The organism is Chenggangzhangella methanolivorans (genome assembly GCF_042648545.1).
Taxonomy (GTDB): Bacteria; Pseudomonadota; Alphaproteobacteria; order Rhizobiales; family Methylopilaceae; genus Methylopila; species Methylopila methanolivorans.
This window is the reverse complement of the sequence record NZ_JBHRXS010000003.1, coordinates 792,982-818,215: the sequence shown is the minus strand read 5'-3', so window position 1 is coordinate 818,215 and position 25,234 is coordinate 792,982. Positions and strand designations below refer to the sequence as shown.

General features: G+C 69.4%; 26 protein-coding genes and 1 tRNA gene. 15 read left to right on the top strand and 12 right to left on the bottom strand.

The features are described from left to right. Positions 1–59: 59 nt before the first annotated feature. The gene (locus tag ACFOWB_RS04210) at positions 60–842 is read right to left on the bottom strand and encodes an enoyl-CoA hydratase (protein WP_261401193.1); all 783 of its coding nucleotides are present in this window, start codon (positions 840–842) and stop codon (positions 60–62) included. A 113-nt stretch (positions 843–955) separates the two neighbouring features. Here ACFOWB_RS04210 and ACFOWB_RS04205 point away from each other — a divergent pair, with 113 nt between their 5' ends. Beyond that, positions 956–1,408 (top strand): GFA family protein, encoded by a 453-nt coding sequence (locus tag ACFOWB_RS04205; RefSeq protein ID WP_261401194.1) that lies wholly within the window; start codon positions 956–958, stop codon positions 1,406–1,408. A 231-nt stretch (positions 1,409–1,639) separates the two neighbouring features. On the opposite strand, the gene mutM is transcribed toward ACFOWB_RS04205, so the two are convergent. Then, positions 1,640–2,521, bottom strand: a complete 882-nt coding sequence (gene mutM / locus ACFOWB_RS04200; RefSeq protein WP_261401195.1) for a bifunctional DNA-formamidopyrimidine glycosylase/DNA-(apurinic or apyrimidinic site) lyase — start codon at positions 2,519–2,521, stop codon at positions 1,640–1,642. A gap of 101 nt (positions 2,522–2,622) precedes the next feature. On the opposite strand from mutM, the gene ubiE reads away from it, so the two are divergent. From ubiE to cysK, 8 genes are all read left to right on the top strand, one after another. Continuing rightward, complete coding sequence (gene ubiE, locus ACFOWB_RS04195) at positions 2,623–3,399, top strand: bifunctional demethylmenaquinone methyltransferase/2-methoxy-6-polyprenyl-1,4-benzoquinol methylase UbiE (protein WP_378145841.1); 777 nt, start codon at positions 2,623–2,625, stop codon at positions 3,397–3,399. Positions 3,400–3,592: 193 nt separating this feature from the next. After that, positions 3,593–5,161, top strand: a complete 1,569-nt coding sequence (gene ubiB / locus ACFOWB_RS04190; protein WP_261401196.1) for a 2-polyprenylphenol 6-hydroxylase — start codon at positions 3,593–3,595, stop codon at positions 5,159–5,161. Positions 5,162–5,222: 61 nt separating this feature from the next. After that, positions 5,223–5,522 carry a FitA-like ribbon-helix-helix domain-containing protein gene (locus ACFOWB_RS04185; protein WP_261405744.1) on the top strand — a complete coding sequence of 100 codons (300 nt, stop codon included), beginning with the start codon at positions 5,223–5,225 and terminating at the stop codon, positions 5,520–5,522. Beyond that, on the top strand, positions 5,491–5,925 hold the full coding sequence (locus tag ACFOWB_RS04180) for a type II toxin-antitoxin system VapC family toxin (RefSeq protein WP_261401197.1): 435 nt from the start codon (positions 5,491–5,493) through the stop codon (positions 5,923–5,925). Before ACFOWB_RS04185 ends, ACFOWB_RS04180 begins: the two co-directional genes overlap by 32 nt. Continuing rightward, positions 5,922–7,142 (top strand): bifunctional phosphopantothenoylcysteine decarboxylase/phosphopantothenate--cysteine ligase CoaBC, encoded by a 1,221-nt coding sequence (gene coaBC, locus ACFOWB_RS04175; protein ID WP_378145837.1) that lies wholly within the window; start codon positions 5,922–5,924, stop codon positions 7,140–7,142. The genes ACFOWB_RS04180 and coaBC overlap by 4 nt, the downstream gene beginning before the upstream one ends. Next, complete coding sequence (gene dut, locus ACFOWB_RS04170) at positions 7,139–7,603, top strand: dUTP diphosphatase (protein WP_261401198.1); 465 nt, start codon at positions 7,139–7,141, stop codon at positions 7,601–7,603. Before coaBC ends, dut begins: the two co-directional genes overlap by 4 nt. A 33-nt stretch (positions 7,604–7,636) precedes the next feature. After that, the gene (locus ACFOWB_RS04165; RefSeq protein WP_378145835.1) at positions 7,637–8,104 is read left to right on the top strand and encodes an RrF2 family transcriptional regulator; all 468 of its coding nucleotides are present in this window, start codon (positions 7,637–7,639) and stop codon (positions 8,102–8,104) included. 114 nt (positions 8,105–8,218) lie between these two features. Beyond that, the gene (gene cysK / locus ACFOWB_RS04160) at positions 8,219–9,205 is read left to right on the top strand and encodes a cysteine synthase A (protein ID WP_378145833.1); all 987 of its coding nucleotides are present in this window, start codon (positions 8,219–8,221) and stop codon (positions 9,203–9,205) included. Here cysK and ACFOWB_RS04155 read toward each other — a convergent pair. From ACFOWB_RS04155 to ACFOWB_RS04145, 3 genes are all read right to left on the bottom strand, one after another. Further along, entirely contained in the window at positions 9,172–9,615 is a 444-nt protein-coding gene (locus tag ACFOWB_RS04155) for a hypothetical protein (RefSeq protein ID WP_261401201.1), read from the bottom strand. The genes cysK and ACFOWB_RS04155 overlap by 34 nt on opposite strands. Positions 9,616–9,754: 139 nt before the next feature. Continuing rightward, entirely contained in the window at positions 9,755–10,831 is a 1,077-nt protein-coding gene (locus ACFOWB_RS04150; RefSeq protein WP_378145830.1) for an MBL fold metallo-hydrolase, read from the bottom strand. Then, a complete protein-coding gene (locus ACFOWB_RS04145; RefSeq protein ID WP_378145828.1) occupies positions 10,828–11,319 on the bottom strand; it encodes a YaiI/YqxD family protein in 492 nt (163 codons plus the stop codon). Before ACFOWB_RS04145 ends, ACFOWB_RS04150 begins: the two co-directional genes overlap by 4 nt. Positions 11,320–11,570: 251 nt before the next feature. On the opposite strand from ACFOWB_RS04145, the gene infC reads away from it, so the two are divergent. Continuing rightward, on the top strand, positions 11,571–12,110 hold the full coding sequence (infC, locus tag ACFOWB_RS04140; RefSeq protein ID WP_261405745.1) for a translation initiation factor IF-3: 540 nt from the start codon (positions 11,571–11,573) through the stop codon (positions 12,108–12,110). A 174-nt stretch (positions 12,111–12,284) separates the two neighbouring features. Further along, the gene (locus ACFOWB_RS04135) at positions 12,285–12,857 is read left to right on the top strand and encodes an ActR/PrrA/RegA family redox response regulator transcription factor (protein ID WP_378145826.1); all 573 of its coding nucleotides are present in this window, start codon (positions 12,285–12,287) and stop codon (positions 12,855–12,857) included. Between the two features lie 559 nt (positions 12,858–13,416). Here the strand turns inward: ACFOWB_RS04135 and ACFOWB_RS04130 are convergent. From ACFOWB_RS04130 to dnaK, 3 genes are all read right to left on the bottom strand, one after another. Then, positions 13,417–14,040 carry a class I SAM-dependent methyltransferase gene (locus ACFOWB_RS04130; RefSeq protein ID WP_261401202.1) on the bottom strand — a complete coding sequence of 208 codons (624 nt, stop codon included), beginning with the start codon at positions 14,038–14,040 and terminating at the stop codon, positions 13,417–13,419. Positions 14,041–14,141: 101 nt separating this feature from the next. Then, a complete protein-coding gene (dnaJ, locus tag ACFOWB_RS04125; protein ID WP_261401203.1) occupies positions 14,142–15,278 on the bottom strand; it encodes a molecular chaperone DnaJ in 1,137 nt (378 codons plus the stop codon). A gap of 114 nt (positions 15,279–15,392) precedes the next feature. Beyond that, entirely contained in the window at positions 15,393–17,318 is a 1,926-nt protein-coding gene (dnaK, locus tag ACFOWB_RS04120) for a molecular chaperone DnaK (protein ID WP_378145822.1), read from the bottom strand. A 287-nt stretch (positions 17,319–17,605) separates the two neighbouring features. Between dnaK and ACFOWB_RS04115 the strand changes: the two genes are divergently transcribed. Continuing rightward, on the top strand, positions 17,606–18,385 hold the full coding sequence (locus ACFOWB_RS04115) for a hypothetical protein (protein WP_378145820.1): 780 nt from the start codon (positions 17,606–17,608) through the stop codon (positions 18,383–18,385). Positions 18,386–18,393: 8 nt separating this feature from the next. Here ACFOWB_RS04115 and ACFOWB_RS04110 read toward each other — a convergent pair whose 3' ends face one another. Continuing rightward, entirely contained in the window at positions 18,394–19,083 is a 690-nt protein-coding gene (locus tag ACFOWB_RS04110) for a hypothetical protein (protein ID WP_378145818.1), read from the bottom strand. Positions 19,084–19,335: 252 nt separating this feature from the next. On the opposite strand from ACFOWB_RS04110, the gene ACFOWB_RS04105 reads away from it, so the two are divergent. Next, on the top strand, positions 19,336–20,223 hold the full coding sequence (locus tag ACFOWB_RS04105; RefSeq protein WP_261401205.1) for a methyltransferase domain-containing protein: 888 nt from the start codon (positions 19,336–19,338) through the stop codon (positions 20,221–20,223). Between the two features lie 17 nt (positions 20,224–20,240). Then, positions 20,241–20,846 (top strand): alpha-ketoglutarate-dependent dioxygenase AlkB, encoded by a 606-nt coding sequence (locus ACFOWB_RS04100; protein ID WP_261405746.1) that lies wholly within the window; start codon positions 20,241–20,243, stop codon positions 20,844–20,846. Between the two features lie 5 nt (positions 20,847–20,851). Here the strand turns inward: ACFOWB_RS04100 and ACFOWB_RS04095 are convergent, their stop codons facing one another. Both ACFOWB_RS04095 and ACFOWB_RS04090 read right to left on the bottom strand, forming a co-directional pair. Then, positions 20,852–21,199 (bottom strand): hypothetical protein, encoded by a 348-nt coding sequence (locus ACFOWB_RS04095; protein ID WP_261401206.1) that lies wholly within the window; start codon positions 21,197–21,199, stop codon positions 20,852–20,854. 136 nt (positions 21,200–21,335) lie between these two features. Beyond that, positions 21,336–21,411, bottom strand: a tRNA-Phe gene (locus ACFOWB_RS04090). Between the two features lie 205 nt (positions 21,412–21,616). Between ACFOWB_RS04090 and ACFOWB_RS04085 the strand changes: the two genes are divergently transcribed. Next, entirely contained in the window at positions 21,617–23,785 is a 2,169-nt protein-coding gene (locus ACFOWB_RS04085; protein ID WP_378145816.1) for a S8 family peptidase, read from the top strand. A gap of 10 nt (positions 23,786–23,795) precedes the next feature. Here ACFOWB_RS04085 and ACFOWB_RS04080 read toward each other — a convergent pair whose 3' ends face one another. Further along, complete coding sequence (locus ACFOWB_RS04080; protein WP_378145814.1) at positions 23,796–25,166, bottom strand: anion transporter; 1,371 nt, start codon at positions 25,164–25,166, stop codon at positions 23,796–23,798. Between the last annotated feature and the right edge of the window lie 68 nt (positions 25,167–25,234).

Below are 25,234 nucleotides of genomic sequence, written 5' to 3'. Positions count from 1 at the left end.
CGACGCCTTGAGAGCGGTCCCGGCTCGGCCTGACGGCCGTCCGGGATGACGCCGCTCCCCTACCTGTTCCGGAACGACGGCTTCCGCTTCTCGAGGAAGGCCGCCATGCCCTCCGACTGGTCGTCGGTCGCAAACAGCGACTGGAAGGTCCGCCGCTCGAAGCGCATGCCCTCGGTGAGCCCCGCCTCCTGCGCGACGTCGACCGCCTCCTTGGCCGCCAGCACGGCGACGCGCGAGAAACCCGCGATCTTCTCCGCCGCCTCGATCGCCTCGTCCAGAAGCCGCTCCGGCGCGACGACGCGCGAGACGAGGCCGCAGCGCTCGGCTTCCTCGACGTCCATCATCCGCCCGGTGAGGATGAGGTCCATGGCCTTGGCCTTGCCGACGGCCCGCGCCAGGCGCTGGGTGCCGCCGAAGCCCGGAATGATGCCGAGCGTGATCTCCGGCTGGCCGAACTTCGCGGTCGTCGACGCGATGACGATGTCGCACATCTGGGCGAGCTCGGCGCCGCCGCCGAGCGCATAGCCCGAGACCGCGGCGATGCGGGGCTTGCGGCACGCGACGACCCGCGCCCAGGCCCCGCCGAGATCGGCGAGATAGACGTCGGCGAAGCTCATTTGCGCCATCTCGCGAATGTCGGCGCCGGCCGCGAAGGCCTTTTCGGATCCCGTGATCACCACCGCGCCGACGGCCTCGTCCGCCTCGAACGCCTCGAGCGCGCGGCCGAGCTCCTCGATCAGCGCGGCGTTCAAGGCGTTGAGCGCCTTCGGGCGGTTCAGCGTGACGAGGCCCACGGCCCCGCGGGTCTCGACGAGAAGGGTTTCGAAGGCGGCGTCGGTCATCGGGTCTCGCGAGGAGGGGTGCAGGATGGGGTGACAGGGCGGTTCGCCGGCATAAGTGACGCGGCGGGGCCGGATTTCAAAGCGCCGGATCTCAAGCGCTTCAGGAGACGCCGATGACCGACTGGAAGCTGCCGATCGAAGGCTCGTGCCGCTGCGGCGAGGTGCGGCTGCGGATCGGCGCGCCGCCGATGATCGCCATGGCGTGCCACTGCGCGGGCTGCCAGAAGATGAGCTCCAGCGCCTTTTCGCTGAGCGCCGCCTTCCCCACCGACGCCTTCGAGGTGGTCTCGGGCGAGCCCGCGCTCGGCGGGCTGAAGCGCGAGATCAGGCACTATTTCTGCCCGTCCTGCATGAGCTGGCTGTTCTCGCGCATGGAGGGGTTCGAGTGGTTCACCAATGTCCGGCCGACGATGCTCGAGGAACCCGAACGCTTCGCGCCGTTCGTGGAGACGTGGACCGCGGAGAGACTGCCATTCGCGCAGACGGGAGCTGAAAAGAGCTATCCGGGCTTCCCGCCGATGGAGGATTTCGAGCCGCTGATGAAGGCGTATGCGGAAAAGGCCTAGAGCGCCGTCCCGGCCGCAGCGGAGCGAAGGGCCGGGATCACGCGCCGGGTGGGGCCTCAGAACCTCGTCATGCCCCGGCCTGTCCGGGGCATCCAGCCTTCCGTAGCTCCGCGCCCTGCGATCGAGCCTGGATCCCCCTGACAAGCCGGGGGATGACGACTGAGGTTCGAGCGAACAGTTGGGAGAACGATCCCGGCTCCGCCCTCGGCCGTCCGGGATGACGCCGTTCGCCTACTTCTGGCATTCCGGGCAGAAGAAGGTCGAGCGTCCCGTCTGCACGATGCGCTTCACCACGCCGCGGCAGCCGGGCGTGGGGCAGGGCTCGTCCTCGCGGTCATAGACGCGGAACGAGTGCTGGAAATAGCCGAGCGCCCCGTCGGCATGGGAGAAATCCCGAAGCGTCGAGCCGCCGGCCGCGATCGCCTCCTCCAGCGTCGCGCGGATGGCGGGCGCCAATAGCTTCGCCCGCTCGGTCGGCCCGCCGTCCTTCTTCGCGATCGTGCCCGCGGCGCGGATCGGCGAGAGCTTCGAGCGATGCAGCGCCTCGCACACATAGATGTTGCCGAGGCCCGCGATCAGCCGCTGGTCGAGCAGCGCCGCCTTCAACGACGTTTGTTTGCCGGCGAACAAGCGCGCCAGCAGCCCTGCGTCGAGCTGGTTTCCGAGCGGCTCGACCCCGACATGCCGGAACAGCGGATGGGCCTCGAGACCTGCGCGCGGGATCAGCGCCATGAAGCCGAAGCGGCGGGGATCGTTGTAAGTGATCGAGGCGCCGCCCGAGAGGCGGAAGGCGACGTGGTCGTGGGTCGCGGACTTCGAGCGCGGATGATGGAAGGCGCCGGGCGCCGCCTCGTCCGCGCCGAGGTCGATCCGGAACGAACCCGACATGCCGAGATGCATCACGAGCGTCTCGCCGTCGTCGAGATCCGCGACGAGGTACTTCGCCCGACGCCCGAGCGAGACGACGGTGCGGCCCCTCAGGCGTTCGGCGAAGCGCTCGGGGAAGGGAAAGCGCAGGTCGGGCCGCCGCGCCTCGACCTCCTCGATCACGCGCCCCTCCATCACGGGCGCGAGCCCGCGGCGGACGGTCTCGACTTCGGGCAGTTCGGGCATCGGCTCGCTTCACCTTGAGGCCGGACGGCGGCGGCGGACCCTAGCGTCGCAGGGGGCGGCGGGCTAGGGTCCGCCCGCTTCGCGAAAACCGTATGGACGCCATGGCTTTCCCTGACGAGACCCGCTTCGACAACGAGGGACATTTCGGCTTCGCCGACGTGAAGCCCGGCGAAAAGCAGGGGCTGGTCGACGATGTCTTCCACAAGGTCGCCTCGCGCTACGACCTCATGAACGACCTGATGTCCGGCGGCCTGCACCGCGCCTGGAAATCCGCGATGGTGACCTCGCTCGGCCTGCCGCGCGGCGCCCGGACCTTCAAGCTGCTGGACGTCGCGGGCGGCACCGGCGACATCGCGTTCCGCGCGCTGAAGCGCGGCGGCGAGGGGGTGAGCGTCACAGAGCTCGACATCAACGGCGCGATGCTCGCGGTCGGACGCGAGCGCGCGGCCGAGCGAAAGCTCGCCCATCGCATGGAGTTCGTGCAGGGCAACGCCGAGGATCTGCCGTTCCCCGACCGCTCCTTCGACGCCGTGACGATCGCCTTCGGCATCCGCAACGTGCCGCGCATCCCGAAGGCGCTCTCCGAGATGCGCCGGGTGCTGAAGACCGGCGGCAAGGCGCTTGTGCTCGAGTTCTCGAAGGTCGACGTGCCAGGCCTCGACCGCGTCTACGACGCCTTCTCGTTCAACCTCATCCCGCGCATCGGCCAGATGGTGGCCGGCGACGGGGAGCCCTATCGCTATCTCGTCGAGTCGATCCGCAAGTTCCCCGACGCCGAGACCTTCGCGGCCATGATGCGCGACGCCGGCTTCGACGAAGTGAGCGCGACGCCCATGACCGGCGGCGTCGCGGCGCTGCATGTGGGTTTCCGGATTTGAGAGTGACTCGCCGGAGCGATGTTGGGGCGCTCGAGCCGACGCCCTCTTGTCCCGGCCTTGAGCCGGGACCCAGAACCGTCGAGCTTTCGAGGTCAGGCGGGGCGGTCGCGGGCCATGTTTCCGGCACATCGGTTCTGGGTCCCGGCTCAAGGCCGGGACAAGGCCGTGGCGCTTCCGACTCGAAGATCCTCCCATGCTGAGGGCGCTCCCGAACCTTCTGCGGCTCGCGCGCGCCGGCTTCGTCATGGCGCGCGAGGGCGCGCTGCGCCTCGCCGACGGCATCGAGCTGCCGGCCTTCGCGCGCACGCTCATCACGCTCGGCCGGCTGATCGAGAAGCGCTCGGCGGGCGACGGAGCCGAGGGGCTAGCCCGCGCGCTGCAGCGGCTCGGGCCGTCCTACGTCAAGCTCGGCCAGTTCCTCGCCACGCGGCCCGACGTCGTGGGCATGAGGGTGGCGAAGGACCTCGAGCGCCTGCACGACCGGGTCGAGCCGTTTCCGCAGGAGATCGCCGAGGCGGCTGTCGCCGAGGCGCTCGGGGCGCCGGTGTCGTCGCTCTTCGTCGAATTCGGCCCGGCGCTCGCCGCAGCGTCCATCGCGCAGGTGCACAAGGCCGTCGTCGTGGACCCCGACGGGACGCGGCGCACGGTCGCGGTGAAGGTGACGCGTCCGGGCGTCGCGCGGCGCTTCGCGAGCGACCTTCGTGCGTTCTTCGCCATCGCCCGCGCGATCGAGCGCAGCGTGCCGAAGGCCAGGCGCCTGAAGCCCGTGATGGTGGTCGAGACGCTCGCCCGCTCGGTCTCGATCGAGATGGACCTTCGGCTCGAGGCCGCGGCGCTCTCCGAGATCGCCGACAACACCCGCGCCGATCCCGGCTTCCGCGTGCCCGCGGTCGACTGGGACCGCACCGCCCGCGCCGTGCTGACGATCGACTGGGTGGACGGGGTGAAGCTCTCCGACCGGGCGGGGCTCGAAGCCGCGGGCCACGACCTGCCGGCGCTCGGCCGCCACCTGATGCAGACCTTCCTGCGCCACGCGATGCGCGACGGCTTCTTCCACGCCGACATGCATCCCGGAAACCTCTTCGTCGACGCCTCCGGCGCGATCGTCGCGGTCGACTTCGGCATCACGGGCCGGCTCGGCAAGAAGGAGCGGCGCTTTCTCGCCGAGATCCTCCACGGCTTCATCGTGCGCGACTACGACCGCATCGCCGCGGTGCATTTCGAGGCGGGCTACGTGCCGCAGGACCAGTCGGTGGAGGAGTTCGCGCGCGCCCTGCGCGCCATCGGCGAGCCGATCCACAGCCGCACCGCCGACCAGATCTCGATGGCGCGGCTGCTGACGCTGCTGTTCGAGGTCACCGAGATCTTCCAGATGCAGACCCGGCCCGAGCTGCTGATGCTGCAGAAGACCATGGTGGTGGTCGAAGGCGTCGCGCGCTCGCTCGACACCCGCCTCGACATGTGGCGCACGGCGGAGCCCGTGGTGCGCGAATGGATCGAGCGGAACCTCGGGCCGCTCGGGATCGCCGAGGAGGCGGGCGCGGAGCTGCGCCAGCTCATGCGCGGGATCGCGGCTGCGCCGGAGCTGCTGCTGCGGCTCGAACGCATCTCGGTCGACCTGGAGGAGGTCGTCCATGGCGGACTCAGCTATTCCGACGACAGCATCCAGGCGATCGTGAAGGGCGTGCGCAGCGCGAGCCTGCTCAGCAACATCGCGCTGATCGCGATCGCCGTCGGCGTGATCGTCTATCTGTTCAGGTGAGCCAATTTGATTGCGTTGCAATCGCTGCTTACATTCGGGCCTCTGCAGGGGAGCGCGCCGGATGGCCAGCCTGACGATCCGCAATCTCAAGGATTCGACCAAGACCGCGCTTCGGATCCGCGCCGCCAGTCTCGGCAGGTCGATGGAGGACGAGGCGCGGCGGGTGTTGGACGCGTCCGTCGAAAAGGTTTCCGACGAGCCTCTTCCCGGAAATCTCGCCGACGCGATCGCTTCGATCTTCGACCCGCTCGGGGGCGTCAATCTCGATATTCCTCCGCGCGAACCCATGAGGGAGCCGCCCGATTTCAGCGGCCCTGAACACGATCTCGATGATCATCCTCGACACGAACGTTCTGTCTGAGATCATGAGGCCGCCGGGCGAGCGGTCATCGGCGGTCTTCGAGTGGATGAGAGCGCGAAATCTCGCTGACCTGGCCACCACGTCGATCTCCGTGGCCGAGATCGCCGTGGGCGTGCACAAGATGCCCTCGGGTCGGAGGCGCGCCGAATTGGAGACGGGCGCAAGACGTCTGTTTTCGACCTTCTTCAGCGACCGGATTTTCTCGTTCGACGTGCCAGCGGCGGAGCGGTTCGGCCCGCTGCTCGCGGAGCGGCGCAGGAAAGGCCGGCACTTCCACGCGTTCGACTTTCAGATCCTGGCGATCGCGGCCAGTCGGGGCTGCGCCGTGGCGACGCGGAACACGCGGGACTTCGATCAAGTCGGCGTCGCGTTGATCAACCCCTGGGATCACCCGGCCGCATGACCCAAAAGCGTATCCTTCTCGTCATCGGCGGCGGCATCGCGGCCTACAAGTCGCTGGACCTGATCCGGCGCCTGAAGGAGCGCGGCCATTCCGTTCGCGCGATCCTCACCAAGGCCGCGGCCGAGTTCGTGACGCCGCTCTCGGTCGCGACGCTCACCGGAGAGCGCTGCTTCGAGGAGCTGTTCGACCTCACCGACGAGCACGACGTCGGCCACATCCGGCTCGCCCGCGACGCCGACCTCGTGGTGGTGGCGCCGGCGACCGCAGATCTCCTCGCCAAGATGGCCAACGGGCTCGCCAACGACCTCGCCTCCACGGCGCTGCTCGCCACGACCGCGCCCGTCCTCGCGGCGCCCGCCATGAACCCGACCATGTGGGCCGCGCCCGCGACCCGCCGCAACGTCGAGCGCCTCACGGCCGACGGTGTCGCCTTCGTGGGGCCGGGCGAAGGGCTGATGGCCGAGCGCGGCGAAAGCGGCCTCGGGCGCATGAGCGAGCCGCTCGAGATCGTGGCGGCGGTCGAGGCGGCGCTTGGCGCGGCGGCGGCCTCCGGCCTCCTCGCGGGCAGGCGCGTCCTCGTCACCTCGGGCCCGACCCACGAGCCGATCGACCCAGTGCGGGTGCTGGCCAACCGCTCGTCGGGCCGCCAGGGCCACGCGATCGCGGCCGCGGCGGCGCGCGCGGGGGCGCAGGTGACGCTCGTCTCCGGACCGGTGGCGATCGCCGATCCCAAGGGGGTCAGCGTCGTGAAGGTCGAGAGCGCGCGCGAGATGCTGGCGGCGGTGGAGGCGGCCTTGTCGGACGGCCCGCCGGTCGATCTCGGCGTCTTCGCCGCAGCCGTCGCCGACTGGCGGGTCGAGGGCGCGGCCCAGAAGATCAAGAAGGGCGCGGGCGGTCCGCCGGCGCTCGCGCTCGTCGAGAACCCCGACATCCTCGCGAGCGTGGCGAAGGGGCCGCTGCGGCCGAAGCTGCTGGTGGGCTTTGCGGCCGAGACCGAGAACGTGATCGAGCACGCCAAGGCCAAGCTCGCGCGCAAGGGCTGCGACGTCATCGTCGCCAACGACGTGTCGCCGGAAAGCGGCGTCATGGGCGGCGTTCGGAACGCCGTCCATCTCGTGACCTCCGCGGGCGTCGAATCCTGGGAGCCGATGGACAAGGAGGCGGTCGCCGAGGCGCTCGCCGCGCGCTTCGCCGACATGCTGGAGACGCGCTCATGAGCGGTCCGTCCGTCGTGCCGCTCAACGTTCTCCGGCTTCCGCACGCCGAGGGCCTCGCCGTCCCGTCCTACGAGTCCGACGGCGCCGCCGGAATGGATCTCCGGGCCGCCGTTCCCGAAGATCACCCGATCATGATCGCGCCGGGCGGGCGCGCCCTTGTCCCGACCGGGTTGTCGCTCCAGTTCCCTTATGGCTACGAGGCCCAGGTCCGGCCTCGTTCAGGGCTTGCGCTCCGTCATGGCGTCACCGTGCTCAACTCGCCGGGAACCGTCGACGCCGACTATCGCGGCGAGGTCAAGGTCGTTCTCGTCAATCTCGGCGACGAACCCTTCGTCGTCGAGCGCGGCGCGCGCATCGCCCAGCTCGTCATGGCGGCGGTCGCGCGCGCCGAGATCGTCGAAGTCACGACGCTCGATCCCAGTCGCAGAGGGGCAGGCGGGTTCGGATCGACGGGGACGTAATGTTGAGGACCGCGATCGCGGGATGATCCGGAGATGAACCTGCTTCCTCGCCGCAGCCTTCTCGCTGTGGCGGCCGTCGTCGACATCGCCTACCACGCCCGGCCGACGCCGATCGCGGCGAAGACGCTGGCCGCCCGCCACGGCCTGCCGCCGCGCCATCTGGAGACGCTGCTGCAGGTGCTGGTGCGCGCCAACATTCTCAGGGGCGTGCGCGGTCCGCGCGGCGGCTACGAGCTCGCCCGAGAGCGCCGCCGCATCTCGATCGCCGACATCGTCCGCGCCGCCCTCGGCGAGGGCGACGACGGCCGGGACGATCTCAGGGAGCGGTCGGACCGGCAGGTCTCCCCGCTCGTCTCCGACGTGGTGACGCCGATGATCCGATCGGCCTCGGAGGCGTTTCTCGAGCGCCTCGACGATATCTCCGTCGACGATCTCTGCGGCGAGGCCGAGCGCCGCTCCGTGTTCGGGGACGCGCGGCCGACCTACGATTTTACGATCTGACCACGTATTACATTGAATTTATCGACAGTCCCCTGTGGGTTTGTTAGCCTCGGGGCCGGAAAACCGAACGATCGCCCGGCGTCGCGCGACGACCGGAGCGCAAGGAGCTTCGCCATGAGCCAGCCCGCACTCAAGCCGTCCGAGGACGCCGCCCGCGCGCCGGGCCGCGGCAAGGTCTACGACTCGATCACCGACACGATCGGCGACACCCCGCTGGTGCGGCTCGACCGGCTGGCGGCCCACAAGGGCGTGAAGGCCAGCATCCTGGCCAAGCTCGAATTCTTCAACCCGATCTCGTCGGTGAAGGACCGCATCGGCGTCGCCATGATCGACGCGCTCGAGCGCGACGGCGTGCTGAAGCCCGACAGCGTCCTGGTCGAGCCGACCTCGGGCAACACCGGCATCGCGCTCGCCTTCGTGGCGGCGGCGCGCGGCTATCGCCTCATCCTGGTGATGCCCGAGACCATGTCGATGGAGCGCCGCAAGATGCTGGCGCTGCTCGGCGCCGAGCTCGTGCTCACCGAAGGCCCGAAGGGCATGAAGGGCGCCGTGGCGCGCGCGCAGGAGCTCGTGAAGGAGATCCCGAACGCCGTCATCCCGCAGCAGTTCGAGAACCCGGCGAACCCGGACATCCACCGCCGCACCACCGCGGAGGAGATCTGGAACGACACGCAAGGGGCGGTCGACTACGTGATCTCGGGCGTCGGCACCGGCGGCACCATCACGGGCGTCGGCCAGGTGCTGAAAGCCAAGAAGGCCTCGGTGAAGATCGTCGCGGTGGAGCCGGAGGATTCTCCCGTGCTGTCGGGCGGCCAGCCCGGCCCGCATAAGATCCAGGGCATCGGCGCCGGCTTCGTGCCGGGCGTGCTCGACCGCGAGGTGATCGACGACGTCGTCACCGTCGGCAACCAGACCGCGTTCGAGACCGCGCGTCTCGTCGCGCGCCTCGAGGGCATCCCGGTCGGCATCTCGTCGGGGGCTGCGGTGGCGGCGGCGCTCGAGGTCGCGGCCCGTCCAGAAGCCGCCGGCAAGACCATCGTGGTCATCATCCCGAGCTTCGCCGAGCGCTATCTCTCGACCGCGCTGTTCGAGGGGCTGTAAGGCCCTTCGGCGCGAGGCCGGATGCGTTCGACCAGCGCCGTCAGGATGAGGGCCGCGATCGCGCCAGCCAGCATCGCGGGGGCCGCGTAGACGACGGCCTCCGCGATCGGCGTCCCTCTGGGCGCGTTCGCGTGGATGAGCGGGATCAGGAACAGACCCGTGGTCGCGGCGCCGAGGAAGGCCGCGACGGCGAGCCGGCCCAGAAGGCTGGCGACGCGCCGCGTCGCGACGATCATTCCGAGGCTGGCCAGAAGCTCCGGGACCAGTCCCGGGATGTGCGCGAAGGCGGCGAACGTCATTCCGCCCGAGAGGCCGGACGCGAGCGCGCTCGGCAACGGATTGTCCGGCCCGATGGCGGAGAGGCCGACCATCAATCCCAGCGCCAGACCGCCGATCGGCGGGCCGAGCACGACGCCCAGTGCGATCGCCGCGACGCCTTAGCCTCGGCGCGGCCGCCTGTTCCTGTTTTCGTCTGCGACCATGCCGCGGCATGCTGCGACGCCCATGGGCGAGGCGCAATCGGCGGGCGCGCAGGTGGTGAACGGTCCGTCAGGCCGTCGGCTGGCTTTCCCAGACCTCGCCGGGCTTCAGGGCGCGAAACCGCTCCGGCGCCATGCGTTTCGCCGCAAGCGTCGCGGCGAGCTGCTCGGCGGGGGCGTCGATCGCCTCGGCGGTGAGCTGGAACACGCCCCAGTGGCAGCCGATCGCGGCTTCCACGCCGAGCAGTTCGAGCGCGATGACGGCTTCCTCTGCGTTCATGTGCTGGTCGCGCATGAACCAGCGCGGCTCGTAGGCGCCGATCGGCAGGATCGCGAGCCGGAACGGCCCGTGCTCGGCGCGCGCGGCGCGGAAGGTCGCGCCCTTGGCGAGCGCGGTGTCGCCGGCGAAATAGACCCGCCCCGCCGGCCCGAGATCGAGCGCGTAGGCGCACCAGAGCGCCTTGCGCCGGTCCGTCACCCCGCGGGCCGACCAGTGATAGGCCGGCGCAAGCGTCGCCGAGACGCCCGGCGCGAGCTCGACGCGCGCGCCCCAGTCATGGGCTTCGGCGCGGATCGCCGCGTCGTGGGCCTTCAGGATGGCGTCGTTGCCGAGCGGGACGACGACGCGGGGCGCGTCGCGGGCCGCGAGCCGCGAGAGCGTGTCGACGTCCATGTGGTCGTAGTGGTTGTGGCTAAGCAGCACGACGTCGATCTTCGGCAGCTCGTCGAACGCGATCCCGGGCGCCGTCACGCGCTTCGGACCGGCGAAGGAGACCGGCGAACAGCGCTCCGACCAGACCGGGTCGGTAAGGATGTTGAGCCCCGCGGCCTGGATCAGGTGGGTGGCGTGGCCGACGGCCGAGACCCGCAGCGCCGCGCCCTCGACCCGCTGCGGCGGGCGGTCGAGCGTCCCGGGGCGGCTCTTCGGCCATTCGGCTTTCTTGGAGAACCAGACGCCGCGCATCATGTCGTCGAAGCTTTTCGACCAGCGATGATCGGGATTGAAGAAGCGCACGCCGTCGAAGTGGTCGGAGACCGGGCCGCCGTAATAGGGATTGCGATCCTTCGACCAGCTCCACCAGGCCGACCCGCCGAGGCCCGCAAGGCTCGGTAGCGCGACGAGTCCGAGGAACTTGCGGCGGGTCATGGGCGGGGCTCCGGGGCGGCGGCGAGCGCGCGCTTGGCGCGCGTGACGGCGTGTTCGAGCTCCTGAAGGAAGCGCGACCGGTCCTTCGGCCCGAAGGCCCGCGGGCCTCCGGTGATCTCGCCGGTCTCGCGCAGGTGGGACATCAGCTCGCGGCTCGCAAGCGCGGCGCCGATCGAGTTCTCCGTGAAGGGGCGGCCCGTCGTCCCGATCGCCGCCGCTCCCTTGGCGAGCGCGCGGGCGGCGAGCGGAATGTCGGCCGTCACCACGACGTCGTGCGCGCCGATATGCTCGGCGATCCAGTCGTCGGCGGCGTCGGGCCCCTCCGGCACCAGCTGCAGCCGCACCTGGCCGCCGCGCGGCGTCGCCATGAACCGGTTCGCGACAAGCGTGACGGCCAGTCCATGACGCTCGGCGACGCGATAGACCTCGTCCTTCACGGGGCATGCGTCGGCGTCGACATAAAGATGCGGAGAGGGAGGAAGGCTCACGAGACGGCGGTCTTTCCTGGTGTTTTCCGCCCCAGTCATGGGGCGCCGGACAGGCGATGGCGAGGCGAAGCGCCGCCGCAGGTGCCGCAAAACGCACGCCGGAGATTGACTTCTCACGGCTTTGTCACGATCTTTGGGACCGACGCCGCCGGTTCACACCGTCGACGCGATGTGCGCCTCGTGTTCGCTCACGGGGTTTTTTGCGTTGACGCCGGCCGTCGCCCCAAAGTCGTCTAGAGGAGAGAGCAGCCATTCGTCGTCCTATGAGGCCTGTCGCCCCGGTCCAGAAAGATGGACCCCGGGTCAACAAGGAGATCCGCGTCCTGGAAGTCCAGCTCATCAATGCTGATGGGCAGAATCTCGGTCCGACCAAGATCAACGACGCGCTGCAGGCGGCCGAGGACGCAGGCCTCGACCTTGTCGAGATCGCGCCGAACTCGGTCCCGCCGGTCTGCAAGCTGCTCGACTACGGCAAATACAAGTACCAGAACCAGAAGAAGGCCGCCGAGGCGCGTAAGAACCAGAAGATCGTCGAAGTCAAAGAGATCAAGATGCGTCCGAACATCGATGATCACGACTACGACGTGAAGATGAAGGCGATGCGCCGGTTCTTCGACGAAGGCGACAAGGTCAAGGTGACGCTGAGGTTCCGCGGCCGTGAGATGGCCCATCAGGATCTCGGGCTGAGGCTCCTCATGAAGGTGCGCGAAGAGGTCACCGAGATCGCCAAGGAGGAGAGCTCGCCGTCGCTCGAGGGCCGTCAGATGACCATGGTGCTGGCCCCTCGCTGACGCTTCACGGGCTTTCCCAATTCCGCCCGCGCCTTAACCCTTTCGGCAGCCCCGCGAAGGCGTCGAGCCTCGTCGGCGCCTTCGGCCATTGATCGGCCGCGGGCTCCGGTATAGTGCTTCGATTGGTCGCGGCGCCGTTCGTGTATTCGCCGCGCGGGGACGTCAGAGACGAGGATGCAGTTGAACGCCGACGCCACGCCGGGGATCGAAGCCCCCGCGCCGACCGGGGACATGACCCTTCTTATCGTGGACGACGACCGGGCCTTCGTGCAGCGCCTCGGTCGCGCCATGGAGGCCCGCGGCTACGCGGTCACCGTGGCCGAGAGCGTTCGCGAGGGGCTTGAAGCGGTCGACCGCTCTCCGCCGGCCTTCGCCGTGGTCGACATGCGGCTCGGCGACGGGTCGGGCCTCGACGTCATCCAGGCGCTGAAGGGCCGCCGGCCCGACGCGCGCGGGATCGTGCTGACGGGCTACGGCAACATCGCGACCGCGGTGACGGCCGTGAAGCTCGGCGCGGTCGACTATCTCGCCAAACCCGCCGACGCCGACGAGATACACAACGCGCTGATCGCCGGCGACCACAAGCCCGAGCCGCCCGAGAATCCGATGTCGGCCGACCGGGTGCGCTGGGAGCACATCCAGCGGGTCTACGAGCTCTGCGGACGGAACGTCTCGGAGACCGCGCGGCGCCTCAACATGCACCGCCGCACGCTCCAGCGCATCCTGGCGAAACGCGCGCCGCGCTGAGGCCGCCTCTCCGGAGCGGGCGCGCGATCCTCTCCGGGTCGTCCCGGGCTTGACCCGGGATCCAGAACCGATCCGGTTCGACAGGTTTGCGCAGGACGTCGGTTCTCGATCCCGGCTCTTCGGCCGGGATGACGGCTGAGGTTCGCGTGCGCTGCGCCGAGAGCGCGCCTCGCTGAGGCGGCGGCCTCTTCGGAGCGGGCGCGGGGCCCGCCCACGGTCATCCCGGGCCTGACCCGGGATCCAGAACCGATCCGGTTCGACAGGTTTGCGCAGGACGTCGGTTCTGGATCCCGGCTCCTCGGCCGGGATGACGGCTGAGGTTCGCGCGGGCTACGCCGAGAACGCGCCGCGCTGAGGCCGCCTCTCCGGAGCGGGCGCGCGATCCTCTCCGGGTCATCCCGGGCCTGACCCGGGATCCAGAACCGATCCGGTTCGACAGGCTCGCGCAGGGCGTCGGCTCTGGATCCCGGCTCTTCGGCCGGGATGACGGACGGTGGTTCACGCATGCGCGCTGAGACGGCGTCTCGCGCTGAAGCGTCGGGTCCGGCGGGCAGCGCCCTCAGGCCGGGCGGCGGTAGATCCAGACGCGGGCCGGGGGCAGGTTCATCCACACGCGCGGCGAGCCCGCGGTCGTCGTCTCGCCGATGGCCTCGCGCGGGATCGGCGGCGTGAGGCCGTAGGTGAACTGGATGAACGGGGCCCCCGGCCTCGACATCCCGAAACACTGGTCGAGCAGGCTCACGCGCTGGCGCACGGGCTTGGTCAGCAGCGGCAGGCTGCAGACGGTGGCGGTCAGCGGCTGGTCGAGCTTGCCCGCAAGCGTCTTTGCGACCGCATAGGCGTCGCCGCGATGGACCGTGACGCCGGGAAAGCGCTTCTCCAGCAAGTCCGCGAACCCGTCGTTGAACTCGATCAGCACGAGGCGCTCGGGCGCGACGCCGCGCTCGAGCAGCGCCTCGGTGACGGGCCCGGTGCCGGGGCCGATCTCGAGCACGTAACCGGGCTCGGCCGGGTCGACATAGCGCGCCATCATGCGCGCCAGCGCCTTGCCCGAGGGGCTGACGGCGCCCGTGACCAGCGGCTTGTCGAACCAGGATTTTAGAAAACGCGCCTCGTCCGTGAAGTCGATGCGCTTGGCCTGACCGGGGGTCCGCCGGACGTTGCGTCGTGCGTGCTCGAGCATGGGCGGTTCAGAGAAATCCAACCGGCGGGGCTATGACATCTAGCGCGGCGCTTGCGTCATGGCGATGACCGCGCGGCAACACTTCGTGCGGCCGAACGTCCTCAGACGCCGCCGAAGAACTCTTTCACGCGGCTGAAGAATCCGCTGGTCTCGGGATGGTTGGCCTCCGACGACTCCTGCGCGAACTCCTCGAGCAGCTGCCGCTGGCGCGCGGTGAGGCGCTGGGGGATCTCCACCGTCGCCTGGATGTACATGTCGCCGAAGTCCTTGGTGCGCAGGATCGGCATGCCCTTGCCCTTGAGGCGGAACTGCATGCCGGTCTGTGCGCCCTCGGGGATCTTCACGCGCGTCCGGCCGCCGTCGATCGTCGGCGCCTCGAACGAGCCGCCGAGCGCGGCGGTCGTCATCGGGATCGGGGCGCGGCAGTAGAGGTCGGCGCCGTCGCGCTGGAACAGCGGGTGGGGGGCGATCGACAGGAAGATGTAGAGGTCGCCCGTCGGCCCACCGCGCAGGCCCGCTTCGCCCTCGCCGGCGAGGCGGATGCGGGTGCCGTCCTCGACGCCGGCCGGGATCGCGACCTCGAGCGTGCGCTCGCGGGTGACGCGTCCGGCCCCCGAACAGTCCGTGCAGGGATCGTCGATGATCTCGCCGCGGCCGTGGCAAGCCGGGCAGGTGCGCTCCATCAGGAAGAAGCCCTGGGACGAGCGCACCTTGCCGGCGCCGCCGCAGGTCGGGCACTGGCGGGGCTTGGAGCCGGCCTTGGCGCCGGCGCCCGAGCAGGCCTCGCACATGATGCTGGTCGGGATGCGGATCTGGGCGGTCTTGCCCGAAAACGCGTCCTCGAGCGTGATCTCCATGTTGTAGCGCAGGTCCGCGCCGCGCTCGCGGCCGCCGGACTGGCGCTGTCCGCCGCGCCCGCGCCCGTCGCCGAAGAAGCTCTCGAAGATGTCGGACATGAAGTCCGACATGTCGGGCCCGCCGCCGGGGCCGCGCCCGCCGCCCATGCCGCCGTTCTCGAAGGCGGCGTGGCCGAAGCGGTCATAGGCCGCGCGCTTCTGCGGATCCTTGAGCGTGTCGTAGGCGGCGTTCAGCTCCTTGAAGCGCGCCTCGGCGCCGGCGTCGCCCGGGTTGCGGTCCGGATGCCACCGCATCGCAGCCTTCCGATAGGCGGCCTTGAGCTCGCCGTCCGAGACGGTGCGCTCGACTTCAAGGGTTTCGTAGAAGCAGGTGCGGGACATAGCCGATCAAAGATTGTCTTCGGGCGCCAAGCCCGAACGTCTCGTCCGGGAACGAAACGCCCCCGCATCGCCATTCTACTGCGTCGCGGGGGCGTGGTCTGTGACGCGGCTGCGTCAGGCCGACTTCTTCTTGTCGTCGACTTCCTCGAAGTCGGCGTCGACGACGTCGTCCTTCTGGGCCTCGCCCTGAGCCGCGCCGGCGTCGTTCTGGCCCGTGGGGCCTTCGCCGGCTCCGGCGCCCTGGCTGTACATCGCCTCGCCGAGCTTCATCGAGGCCTGGGCCAGCGCGTTGGTCTTGGCCTGGATGGCCTCGACGTCCTCGCCGGAGAGCGCCTCCTTGAGCTCGACGACAGCGGCCTCGATGGCGGCCTTGTCGCCCGCCGGGGCCTTGTCGCCGAGATCGGCGAGCGACTTCTCGGAGGTGTGGATCAGCGCCTCGCCGTGGTTCTTGGCGTCGACCAGCGCGCGGCGCTTCTTGTCGGCCTCGGCGTTGGCCTCGGCGTCCTTCACCATCTTCTCGATGTCGGCGTCGGAGAGGCCGCCGGACGCCTGGATCCGGATCTGCTGCTCCTTGTTGGTCGCCTTGTCCTTGGCCGTCACGTTGACGATGCCGTTGGCGTCGATGTCGAACGTCACCTCGATCTGCGGCACGCCGCGCGGCGCGGCCGGAATGCCGACGAGGTCGAACTGGCCGAGCATCTTGTTGTCGGCCGCCATTTCGCGCTCGCCCTGGAACACGCGGATGGTCACCGCGTTCTGGCTGTCCTCGGCGGTCGAGAAGGTCTGGCTCTTCTTGGTCGGGATCGTGGTGTTGCGGTCGATGAGGCGCGTGAACACGCCGCCGAGCGTCTCGATGCCGAGCGAGAGCGGGGTCACGTCGAGCAGCAGCACGTCCTTGACGTCGCCCTGCAGCACGCCGGCCTGGATCGCCGCGCCGATCGCCACGACCTCGTCCGGGTTGACGCCCTTGTGCGGCTCCTTGCCGAAGAACTGCTTCACGGCCTCGGTGACCTTCGGCATGCGCGTCATGCCGCCGACGAGCACGACCTCGTCGATCTGGCCGGCCGAGACGCCGGCGTCCTTCAGGGCCGCCTTGCAGGGCTCGATGGTGCGCTGGATCAGGTCGTCGACGAGGCTCTCGAACTTCGCCCGGGTGAGCTTGAGCGTGAGATGCTTCGGACCGGAGGCGTCGGCCGTGATGTAGGGCAGGTTGATGTCGGTCTGGGTCGCGGAGGACAGCTCGATCTTGGCCTTCTCGGCCGCTTCCTTCAGGCGCTGCAGCGCGAGCTTGTCGTTGCGCAGATCAATGCCCTGGTCGCGCTTGAACTCGTCGGCGAAGTAGCTGACGAGGCGCATGTCGAAGTCTTCGCCGCCGAGGAACGTGTCGCCGTTGGTCGACTTCACCTCGAACACGCCGTCGCCGATCTCGAGGATCGACACGTCGAACGTGCCGCCGCCGAGGTCGTAGACCGCGATGACGCCCGAGGACTTCTTGTCGAGGCCGTAGGCGAGCGCGGCCGCGGTCGGCTCGTTGATGATGCGCAGGACCTCGAGGCCCGCGATCTTGCCCGCGTCCTTGGTGGCCTGGCGCTGGCTGTCGTTGAAGTAGGCCGGGACGGTGATGACCGCCTGGTCGACCTTCTGGCCGAGATGGGCCTCGGCCGTCTCCTTCATCTTCTGCAGCGTGAAGGCGGAGATCTGGCTCGGCGAATAGGTCTTGCCGTCGGCCTCGAGCCAGGCGTCGCCGTTGTCGCCCTTCACGATCTTGTACGGGACGAGCTTCTTGTCCTTCTCGACCATCGGGTCGTCGAAGCGGCGGCCGATGAGGCGCTTCACCGCGAAGAAGGTCTTGTCGGGATTGGTCACCGCCTGGCGCTTGGCCGGCTGGCCGACGAGGCGCTCGCCGCCGTCCGCGAAGGCGACGATCGACGGCGTCGTGCGCGCGCCTTCAGAGTTTTCGATGACCTTGGGCGTCGAGCCGTCCATGACGGCGACGCAGGAGTTGGTGGTTCCGAGGTCGATCCCGATGACTTTTCCCATTAGCCCATACCCTTAAGTCGATGAAGCGGACCGGATGGCCCCGAAGCGGCCATGCGCAAAGGCTTCACTGCCCGTCACGCAACCCTTCGGTCCCTTGAATTCTCCGCGGTTTCCGCGGTTCGGCGGGTATATAAGGACGCCAAATTCCAGCCGCAAGTCAGGTGATGACGCCGGCGTGAGAGAGGATCCGCCGTTCACCATCCGCGCATGAAGACGAGCCTGCTCTTTGACAGCCGCAGGCGCGCACCGGCAATCTTCGTGAGCAGCTCCGTTTGACCCGAAAGCCAATGCGACGCCTCGACACACTCAATCTCGAAGGAGATGGCGACGACGTTCTTCTTGTGACCGAGGCCGAGGCTTTCTTCGCTATCCGGGTTTCGGACGACGAAGCGCGGAGCGTCGAGACAGTCGGCGAATACTCAGATCTCATCGCTGGCAAGCTGTCGGCGAGCGCGGACCGATCTACGGCCTGTTTTAGCCAAATCACGTTCCACCGGCTTCGCCGCGCGGCGGTGGATCTCGGCGTGGCGGAACGGCTGACGCCGCAGTCTCCGATATCCGTGTTCTTTTCAGATTGCGGAACGCGGGCTGCAATCCGCGCCAGATGGAAGGCTCTGGGCGAACGCTCGGAATTGGAACTGCCGAAGCTCTGCGCGCCCGGCGGAGATCGACCTTCGATTGCGGAAGCGAACCGGTCGCCTTGGATCTCCTGGATGCAAGTTGGAGTCCCAACGCTCGGCGTCACAGTGCTTTTTGGCCAGGTGATGAGCGGGGGCTACGCGATCGTCGCCGGGATCGTGGCCTTCGCTCTGTTCACGGTCGGTCGCGAAGTCTTCAAATTTGCGCGCCGGACGATACCCGAACGCATTCGGACCGTAGGCGACTTATGCGAAGAGGCCGCCGGCCATTCGTTCGATCGGCTTATGGCGGAGAAGGCGTCCTGCCATCCGAACGACGTTTGGTTCGCCGTCGTCGCCTTATGTCGACGCGAGACCGGCTTTCGCGACCCGATTCAACGAGAAACGACCTTCTTCGCGACCAGTCCCGCAGTGCGCGTCGCGGACTGACCTTCGCATCACGTACCGTCAGTTTGCTCGAGATCGGCTTCAGCGACGCCGGTCTCCTTGGTGGCCTTAAGCGCCACCCGGCAGCCGGGCGCGAGGTCGCGCGACTGGCCGACGCCGAGACGGATGAACGTCGCGCTCTGGTCGGGCTTCAGCACCACCGCGCGCGACACCGGATAGACCTCGACGCCGTAGCGGCCGCCGCAGAGCGAAGCCGTCTCGTCGTGGCGCACGCCCACGAGCTTCGCGCCGCGCGTCGCCATGGTCCTGGCGGTGAGACTGGCGGCCATCTCGGCGGTCTCGCGGGCGCCGCGCGCCGCCTTGTCGAGCGCCGGGTCGGGACGGGCGACGGCGGTCGAGGGCCCTGAGGCCTGAGGAGCGGTCTCGGCGGCCATGGGAGCATTCTTGGGCTCGGCGAGCGGAGGCGGCGACGGCTCGGCCTGCATGGAGGCCGGCGCCGCGGGCGTCTCGCGGGGCGCTGCGGCCAGCCGCGTCGGCTCGGCGCTCGGCTCCGGGCTGGTCTCGGGCGCGGGTTTCGCCTCCTCCCGCTTCAGGAGGCCGGTGGCCGACTGGATGAAGTCGTAGGCGACGGTGTCGCGCGGCGCGCTCGCGATCTGGATCGCGGCATGGCCGAAATATCCCGCGATACCGACCGCGATGGTCCCGATCGCTCCGGCCTTCAGCGCGAACCAGCCGGACATCTTCTCTTCTGTCGACACGGGCTTTGATCTCCGGGGCGAAGACGGGACGCTTATTTATCGATCGAACACCGTCAGGCTCAAGAGATATCCGGAAACGCGCTCCCCAGGCCGTCGCGACGATAGGTCGGCCTTTGTCCAAATCCGTTACCGGTTGGTTTACCCCTCGGGCCGTTTCCGCTTTGCAAACTTGCCTAAAATCCTAATTTTCGGCCGACCAACGCATCCCGAAACCAACCGGAGGAGGAGGCCGACGTGACGCACGATCTACGCAACACGGCGATGTACGCCCTGGGACTTGGGTTCATGGCGCTCGCCTGGTCGAAGGACAAGCTGACCGGCTATTCGACCCCCAACACCGTCGCGTCCGACGATCTCGGCGGCCGCATCGACTATGTGCACGACGTCTTCGACAGCTGGCGGCGCTTCCTGCCGGACGACTTCGACCTGAGGGGCAAGGACGTGCTGGAGCTCTGCCCCGGCTCGTCGCGCGGCGCGGGCGTGCTGTTCCTCGCCCACGGCGCGCGCTCCTATCGCGCCGTCGACATCTTCCAGCTGGCCGCGCGCGAGACCGCCGACTTCCACGAGCTCGTGCTCGATTGCCTGCCCCAGGGCGACGCCCGGCCGGAGGACATCGAACGCGCGCGGCAGATCGTCCGCTCGCCCGGCTCGGACCTCTTCACCTACGCGACCGGCCGCGACTTCGACGTCGTGCGGCTCGCCGGCGGGCGCAGCTTCGACCTCATCGTGAGCTGCGCGGCCTTCGAGCATTACGACGACATCGAGAAGACCATCGCGGACTGCACCGAGGTCGCCCGGCCCGGCTGCCAGTCGGCCCACATCGTCGACTTCCAGACCCATTCGCGCTGGATCCGAGAGCACGACCCCAACAACATCTACCGCTATCCCGAAAGCCTCTACCGGCTGTTCTTCTTCCCCGGCCAGCCGAACCGGCGCCGCCCGAAGGACTATGAGCGCGCCTTCCGCGCAAACGGCTGGAGCGACGTCCACGTGTCGAAGTCGCGCGTCGTCGCGCCCGAACTCGTCGGGCCCTCGACCACCGGCCTCGCCGCGCCGTTCGACGCGCCCGACATGGACATGACGATGCTCGACGGCGTCGTCCTCGCCCGGCGGCCGAACTGAGCGCGGACCGTCTCGATCTGGGCGAGGGAGCGTTTCTGGCTCCCGGCTATCTCTCGGGCGAGCGCCAGGCCGCGCTCCTCGCCGAGCTTCGGGCGGCGCTCGAGGCGGCGCCGCTGTTCACGCCCGAAATGCCGCGCACCGGAAAGCCGTTTACGGTGCGCATGACCAATTTCGGCCCGCTCGGCTGGGTGTCGGACAAGGACGGCGGCTACCGCTATCAGCCTGCGCATCCCGTGACCGGCCGTCCGTGGCCCGCGATCCCCGAGACGCTCCTGCGCGCCTGGGAGGAGATCGGCGGCTATGCGCGTCCGCCCGAAGCCTGCCTCCTCAACTGGTACGCGCCCGGCGCGCGCATGGGCCTGCACCAGGACCGCGACGAAGACGATCTCGAGGCGCCCGTCGTCTCGCTCTCGCTCGGCGACACGGCGCTGTTCCGGATCGGCGGCGTGAAGCGCTCCGACCCGACCCGCTCGTTCCGCCTCGCCTCCGGCGACGCGATGGCGCTCGCGGGCGCGGCGCGGCTCGCCTTCCACGGCGTCGACCGGATCCTTTCCGGCACCTCGTCGCTGCTGCCGCAGGGCGGGCGGATCAACCTCACGCTGCGGCGGGTGAGCCGGTCCTGACCCCGTCAGCGCCGCGTCGAGCGGACGTCGCAGACGTAGCAGCCGTCGATCGACACCGCCGCGTCGCGCCTAGCGCCTGGCGCGGCGAACCTCGCCTCGCCCTCGCCGCGCTGGATCGTGATGGCGGCCGAGTGCTCCGCCATCGTGAACGAGATGCGCGAGCACTGCTCGGTCTGCGACGTGAACGAGATCTTCGAGCCGTCATAGGCGGCGGCGGCCTGGCAGAGCCCCACCCGGCGCGAGCAGTCGCAGTCTTCGGCAAGCGCGGAGGAGGCCGCGAAGAGCGCGGCGAGCGGCAGGGCCAAAGTGGCAGTCAGGCCGAAAGCAAAGGTTTCGGGCGAAGGGCGGCGCATCGGATCATCCCCTGCTGGCGGTCGGCCCCGAGCGATGGTGGGGCGTTGGCGGGCGCGTGACCAGCCTCGCCAAGCGAAATCCGCGCCACGCGCGATGCGCGGCGGACCTGCCGGGATCTGGGGATAAAAGAGACGATGGTGCCCGGGGGCGGATTCGAACCACCGACACGCGGATTTTCAGTCCGCTGCTCTACCAACTGAGCTACCCGGGCGCGCGGGCCGGCCGCATGGGGCCGCCCGAAGCGGGCCGCTTATAGGGGCTGGCCCACGCACTGTCCAGCGGCATTCGGCGCCGCACGCGCCGCAATCGCGCGGGCCCGGCCGTAGGGCCGCCGAAAACCGCTCCCAAAGGCGTGTTCGAGCTTCTCCGCGTCCGGTGATACTGCTTGGGCCAAGCAGTGGGGGCTGTCGAAAAAGATGTCGATCGATCAATTCGTGCGCGCGGCGGGCGTCGCGTCTTCGCTCGTCTTCGCCATGGCGATTTCGGGGGCCGCCGCCGCCGAGGAACGCCCGCCCGCGGTGTTTCCGGGCGCGCCCGGCGCGATGTCGTCCGGAGGGCCGGCGGAGGCGCTGACGTCGCTTGCGCGGCGCAAGGGCCTCGTGCGGGTGATCGTCGGGCTCCGGACGCCGATGCGCTTCGAGGCGGCGATGTCCGAGCCCGAGATCGCGACGCAGCGCAAGCGGCTCCGCGAGACGCAGGACCGCGTCTCAGGCCGAGCGCTCGGGGCCGCGGCGTCGGCCGGCGCCGTGCGCTTCGATCACATCCCCTATCTCTCGACCTGGGCGACGCCCGCCCAGCTGGAGCGCCTGCTCGCCGATCCGGAGGTCGCCAGCGTCCAGCACGACCGGCCCGTTCCGCCGGCGCTGAAGGACAGCACCAAGATTATCCACACCACCGACCTGTTCGAGAAGTTCATCGACGCGCTCGGGCGCACGGTCGCGGTGCTCGACACCGGCGTGGCGCTGAAGCACCCGATGCTCGAGGGCAAGATCGTCTCGCAGGCCTGCTACTCAACCAACGAGCCGGCCGAGACCGCGACCTCGATCTGCCCCGGCGGCGACCCTGAGGACACCGGCGAGAATTCGGGCCGCGCCTGCACGAGCGTGCCGGACGGCTGCGAGCACGGCACCCATGTGGCGTCGATCGCGGTCGGCGACGGTTCGCGCTTCGACGGGGTCGCGCGCGGCGCGAGCCTCATTCCGATCCAGATGTTCTCCCGCTTCACCGACTGCGGCGGCGGCCCGAGCCCCTGCATCTCGAGCTACACGACCGACCAGATCAAGGCGCTGGAGCGCGTCTTCAGGCTGCGCAACCGCTTCACCATCGACGTCGTCAACATGAGCGTCAGCGACGGCGCCCACGCCGCGAGCTGCGACGCCGTGAGCCCCGCGCTCAAGACCGCGATCGACAATCTGCGCAGCGCCGGCATCGCCACCGTGATCTCGTCCGGCAATGGCGGCCTGACCGGCAGGATCGGCTTCCCGGCCTGCATCTCGAGCGCGATCGCGGTCGGGAGCTCGACCAAGAAGGACGTGATCGCGTTCACCTCCAATCATTCTCCGCTGGTCAAGCTGCTGGCGCCGGGCGACCAGATCGAGGCCGCGGTCCCGCCGAAGGCCTTCGCGGTGCTGAGCGGCACCTCGATGGCGGCGCCCCATGTCGCAGGCGCCTTCGCGCTGATGCGCGACGCCCAGCCGGAGGCGAGCGTCGACGACATCGTCTCGGCGCTCGAATGCAGCGGCAAGACGCTGCACCAGCGCGACCAGGGCGGCGGCGCCGCGATCGGGATCTCGCCGCAACTGCCGCGGATCGACGTTCTGGGCGCGCGCGACTGGCTGCGTGGCAAGCCCAACACGAAGCGCGAATGGCTGTTCGAGCGCGCCGACGACGCCGGCGACTGGGCGCCCGTGCTGCAGGACTGGAAGGTGCGGCGCGGCTCCTACATGCTCGACATCACCGGTCCGGGCGCGGCCGCGACCGAGGTCGCCAACTGCAGCGGCTCGTTCACGGTCGAGGCCGCCATGCGACGCGTCGACCCGCAGGTCGACCGGTTCGCGAGCAGCGGCCTGTTCTTCAAGGCGAAGGTCAACCGCGCGACCAACGCCATCTCGGGCTACTTCGTCTCCTACAACAAATGCCCGACCAACGACGCCGGCGCCTGCACCACCGATCCGGAGGACAAGCCCGGCCAGCTGATCGTCGCCAAGATGGTCGACTTCAAGTTCGACGGGACCGGCGGCTCCGGCGCGTCGGTGTGCATCCGCAAGGCCAAGGTCAACGTCAACAAGGTCAACCTGCTGAAGGTCGTGACCAACGGCTCCAGCCACAGGGTCTTCATGAACGACGTGCAGGTCTGCGCCTTCGAGGACGCGACCTATTCGTCCGGGTCGATCGTCCTGGCGTCGTTCCGCAACGTGCCCGGCAGCGAGTTCCGGGTCGACGAGGTGAAGATCCGCTCGAACGACAAGGGGCCGGTCGAGTCGATCGGCGCGATGGCTGAGCCCGACTCCTACGCGCCCGACCTCATGGCCGGGAGCGCGTCGCTCTTCGGGCCGGATCCCGTTGCCTCCATGGCCGCGCGGTGAGCCCTGCGGCTCAGACGAAGGCGAGGCCGACCGCGAGCGTGGCGAGGGTGAGCGGCGCGCCGACCTTGAGGTAGGGCCAGAACCCCACATGGACGCCGAGCGCCCGCGCGCGCTCGGCCACGATCAGGTTCGCGACCGACCCGACCAGCGTGAGGTTGCCGGCGAGCGTCGACGACATCGCGACGACGAGCCAGGCGCGCTCAGGGTCGGTGAGCCGCTCCACGATCGGCTGGAGCACCAGCACCGCCGGCACGTTGCTGACGATGTTGGACAGCGCGGCCGAGACGAGCGTGAGCGGCGCCGGGGCGTCCAGTGGAAGCCCGTCGACGACGGCGAGGACGTCGGGCGTCATCGCGATCTTGCGGAGCGCCGCGGTGACGACGAACAGGCCGCAGAACATCACGAGCAGCGGGAAGTCGATCTCGCGCCAGATCCGCGCGGGCTTCAGGCGCCGCGTGACGAGGAGAACGCCCGCGCCGACGATCGCCGCGCCCGCGACCGGCGCGCCCGCGAAGAAGGCCGCGATCATGGCGGCCGTGACGATGAGCGTCTTTGCGACGAGCGGCTTGTGGACGCGGGCGCGTCTGCGGCCAAGCGGGACGCTTCCAGCACCTCCCCCTTGCGGGGAGGGTGAGGGTGAGGGTGGTCCAGAATGAAGCTCCAAGCTTGCGCTTAGAGCGACGTCAGCCACGGAGCCTTTTCTGGAGCCAGCCCCACCCCCAACCCCTCCCCGCAAAGGGGAGGGGAGGGTGTCTGCGCTTCCGAAGAATTCGCGCCGGAACGCGAGCGCCACGAAGGCGACCACCAGCGCGAGGCCGATCGCAGCCACGGGGGCGAGCGTCGCGGCGAAGTCGACGTAAGGGATCTTCGACAGCGAGCCGATGATCATGTTCTGCGGATTGCCCGTGATCGTCGCGACGCTGCCGACGTTGGAGGCGGTCGCGACGGCGATCGCGTAGGGAACCGGATCCCGCCTGAGCTTCAGCGCGAGCGTGACGACGAGCGGCGTCATCACGAGGCAGATCGTGTCGTTGACGAGAAAGGCCGACAGGACGCCGGTCGAGACCGTGACGGCGACGAGCAGCGGCAACGGCCGCGCGGCCCGCCGCGCCAGCGCCTCGCCCGCGAGGTCGAAGGCGCCGGCGAGCTTGAGATTGGCCGCCACGATCATCATGCCGAGCAGCAGCGCGATGGTGTGGTGGTCGATCGCCGCGAAGATCTCGTCGGCGTCGAGGACGCCGAGCGCGGCCATGAAGGCCGCGCCGGCGAGAGCCGCGCCCGCCCGGTCCATCCGCAGGCCCGGGGCGCGGCCGATCGCCATCACGAGATAGGTCGCGGCGAAGACCGCGACGGCGGCGACGGTGACGAAAGTGGGGTTCAAGGCGTCGCGTCCGGCGGCGCGCGAGGGCTTCGCGCGAAGATCGGCGTCTTAGCGCGGCCGGGGCGCGC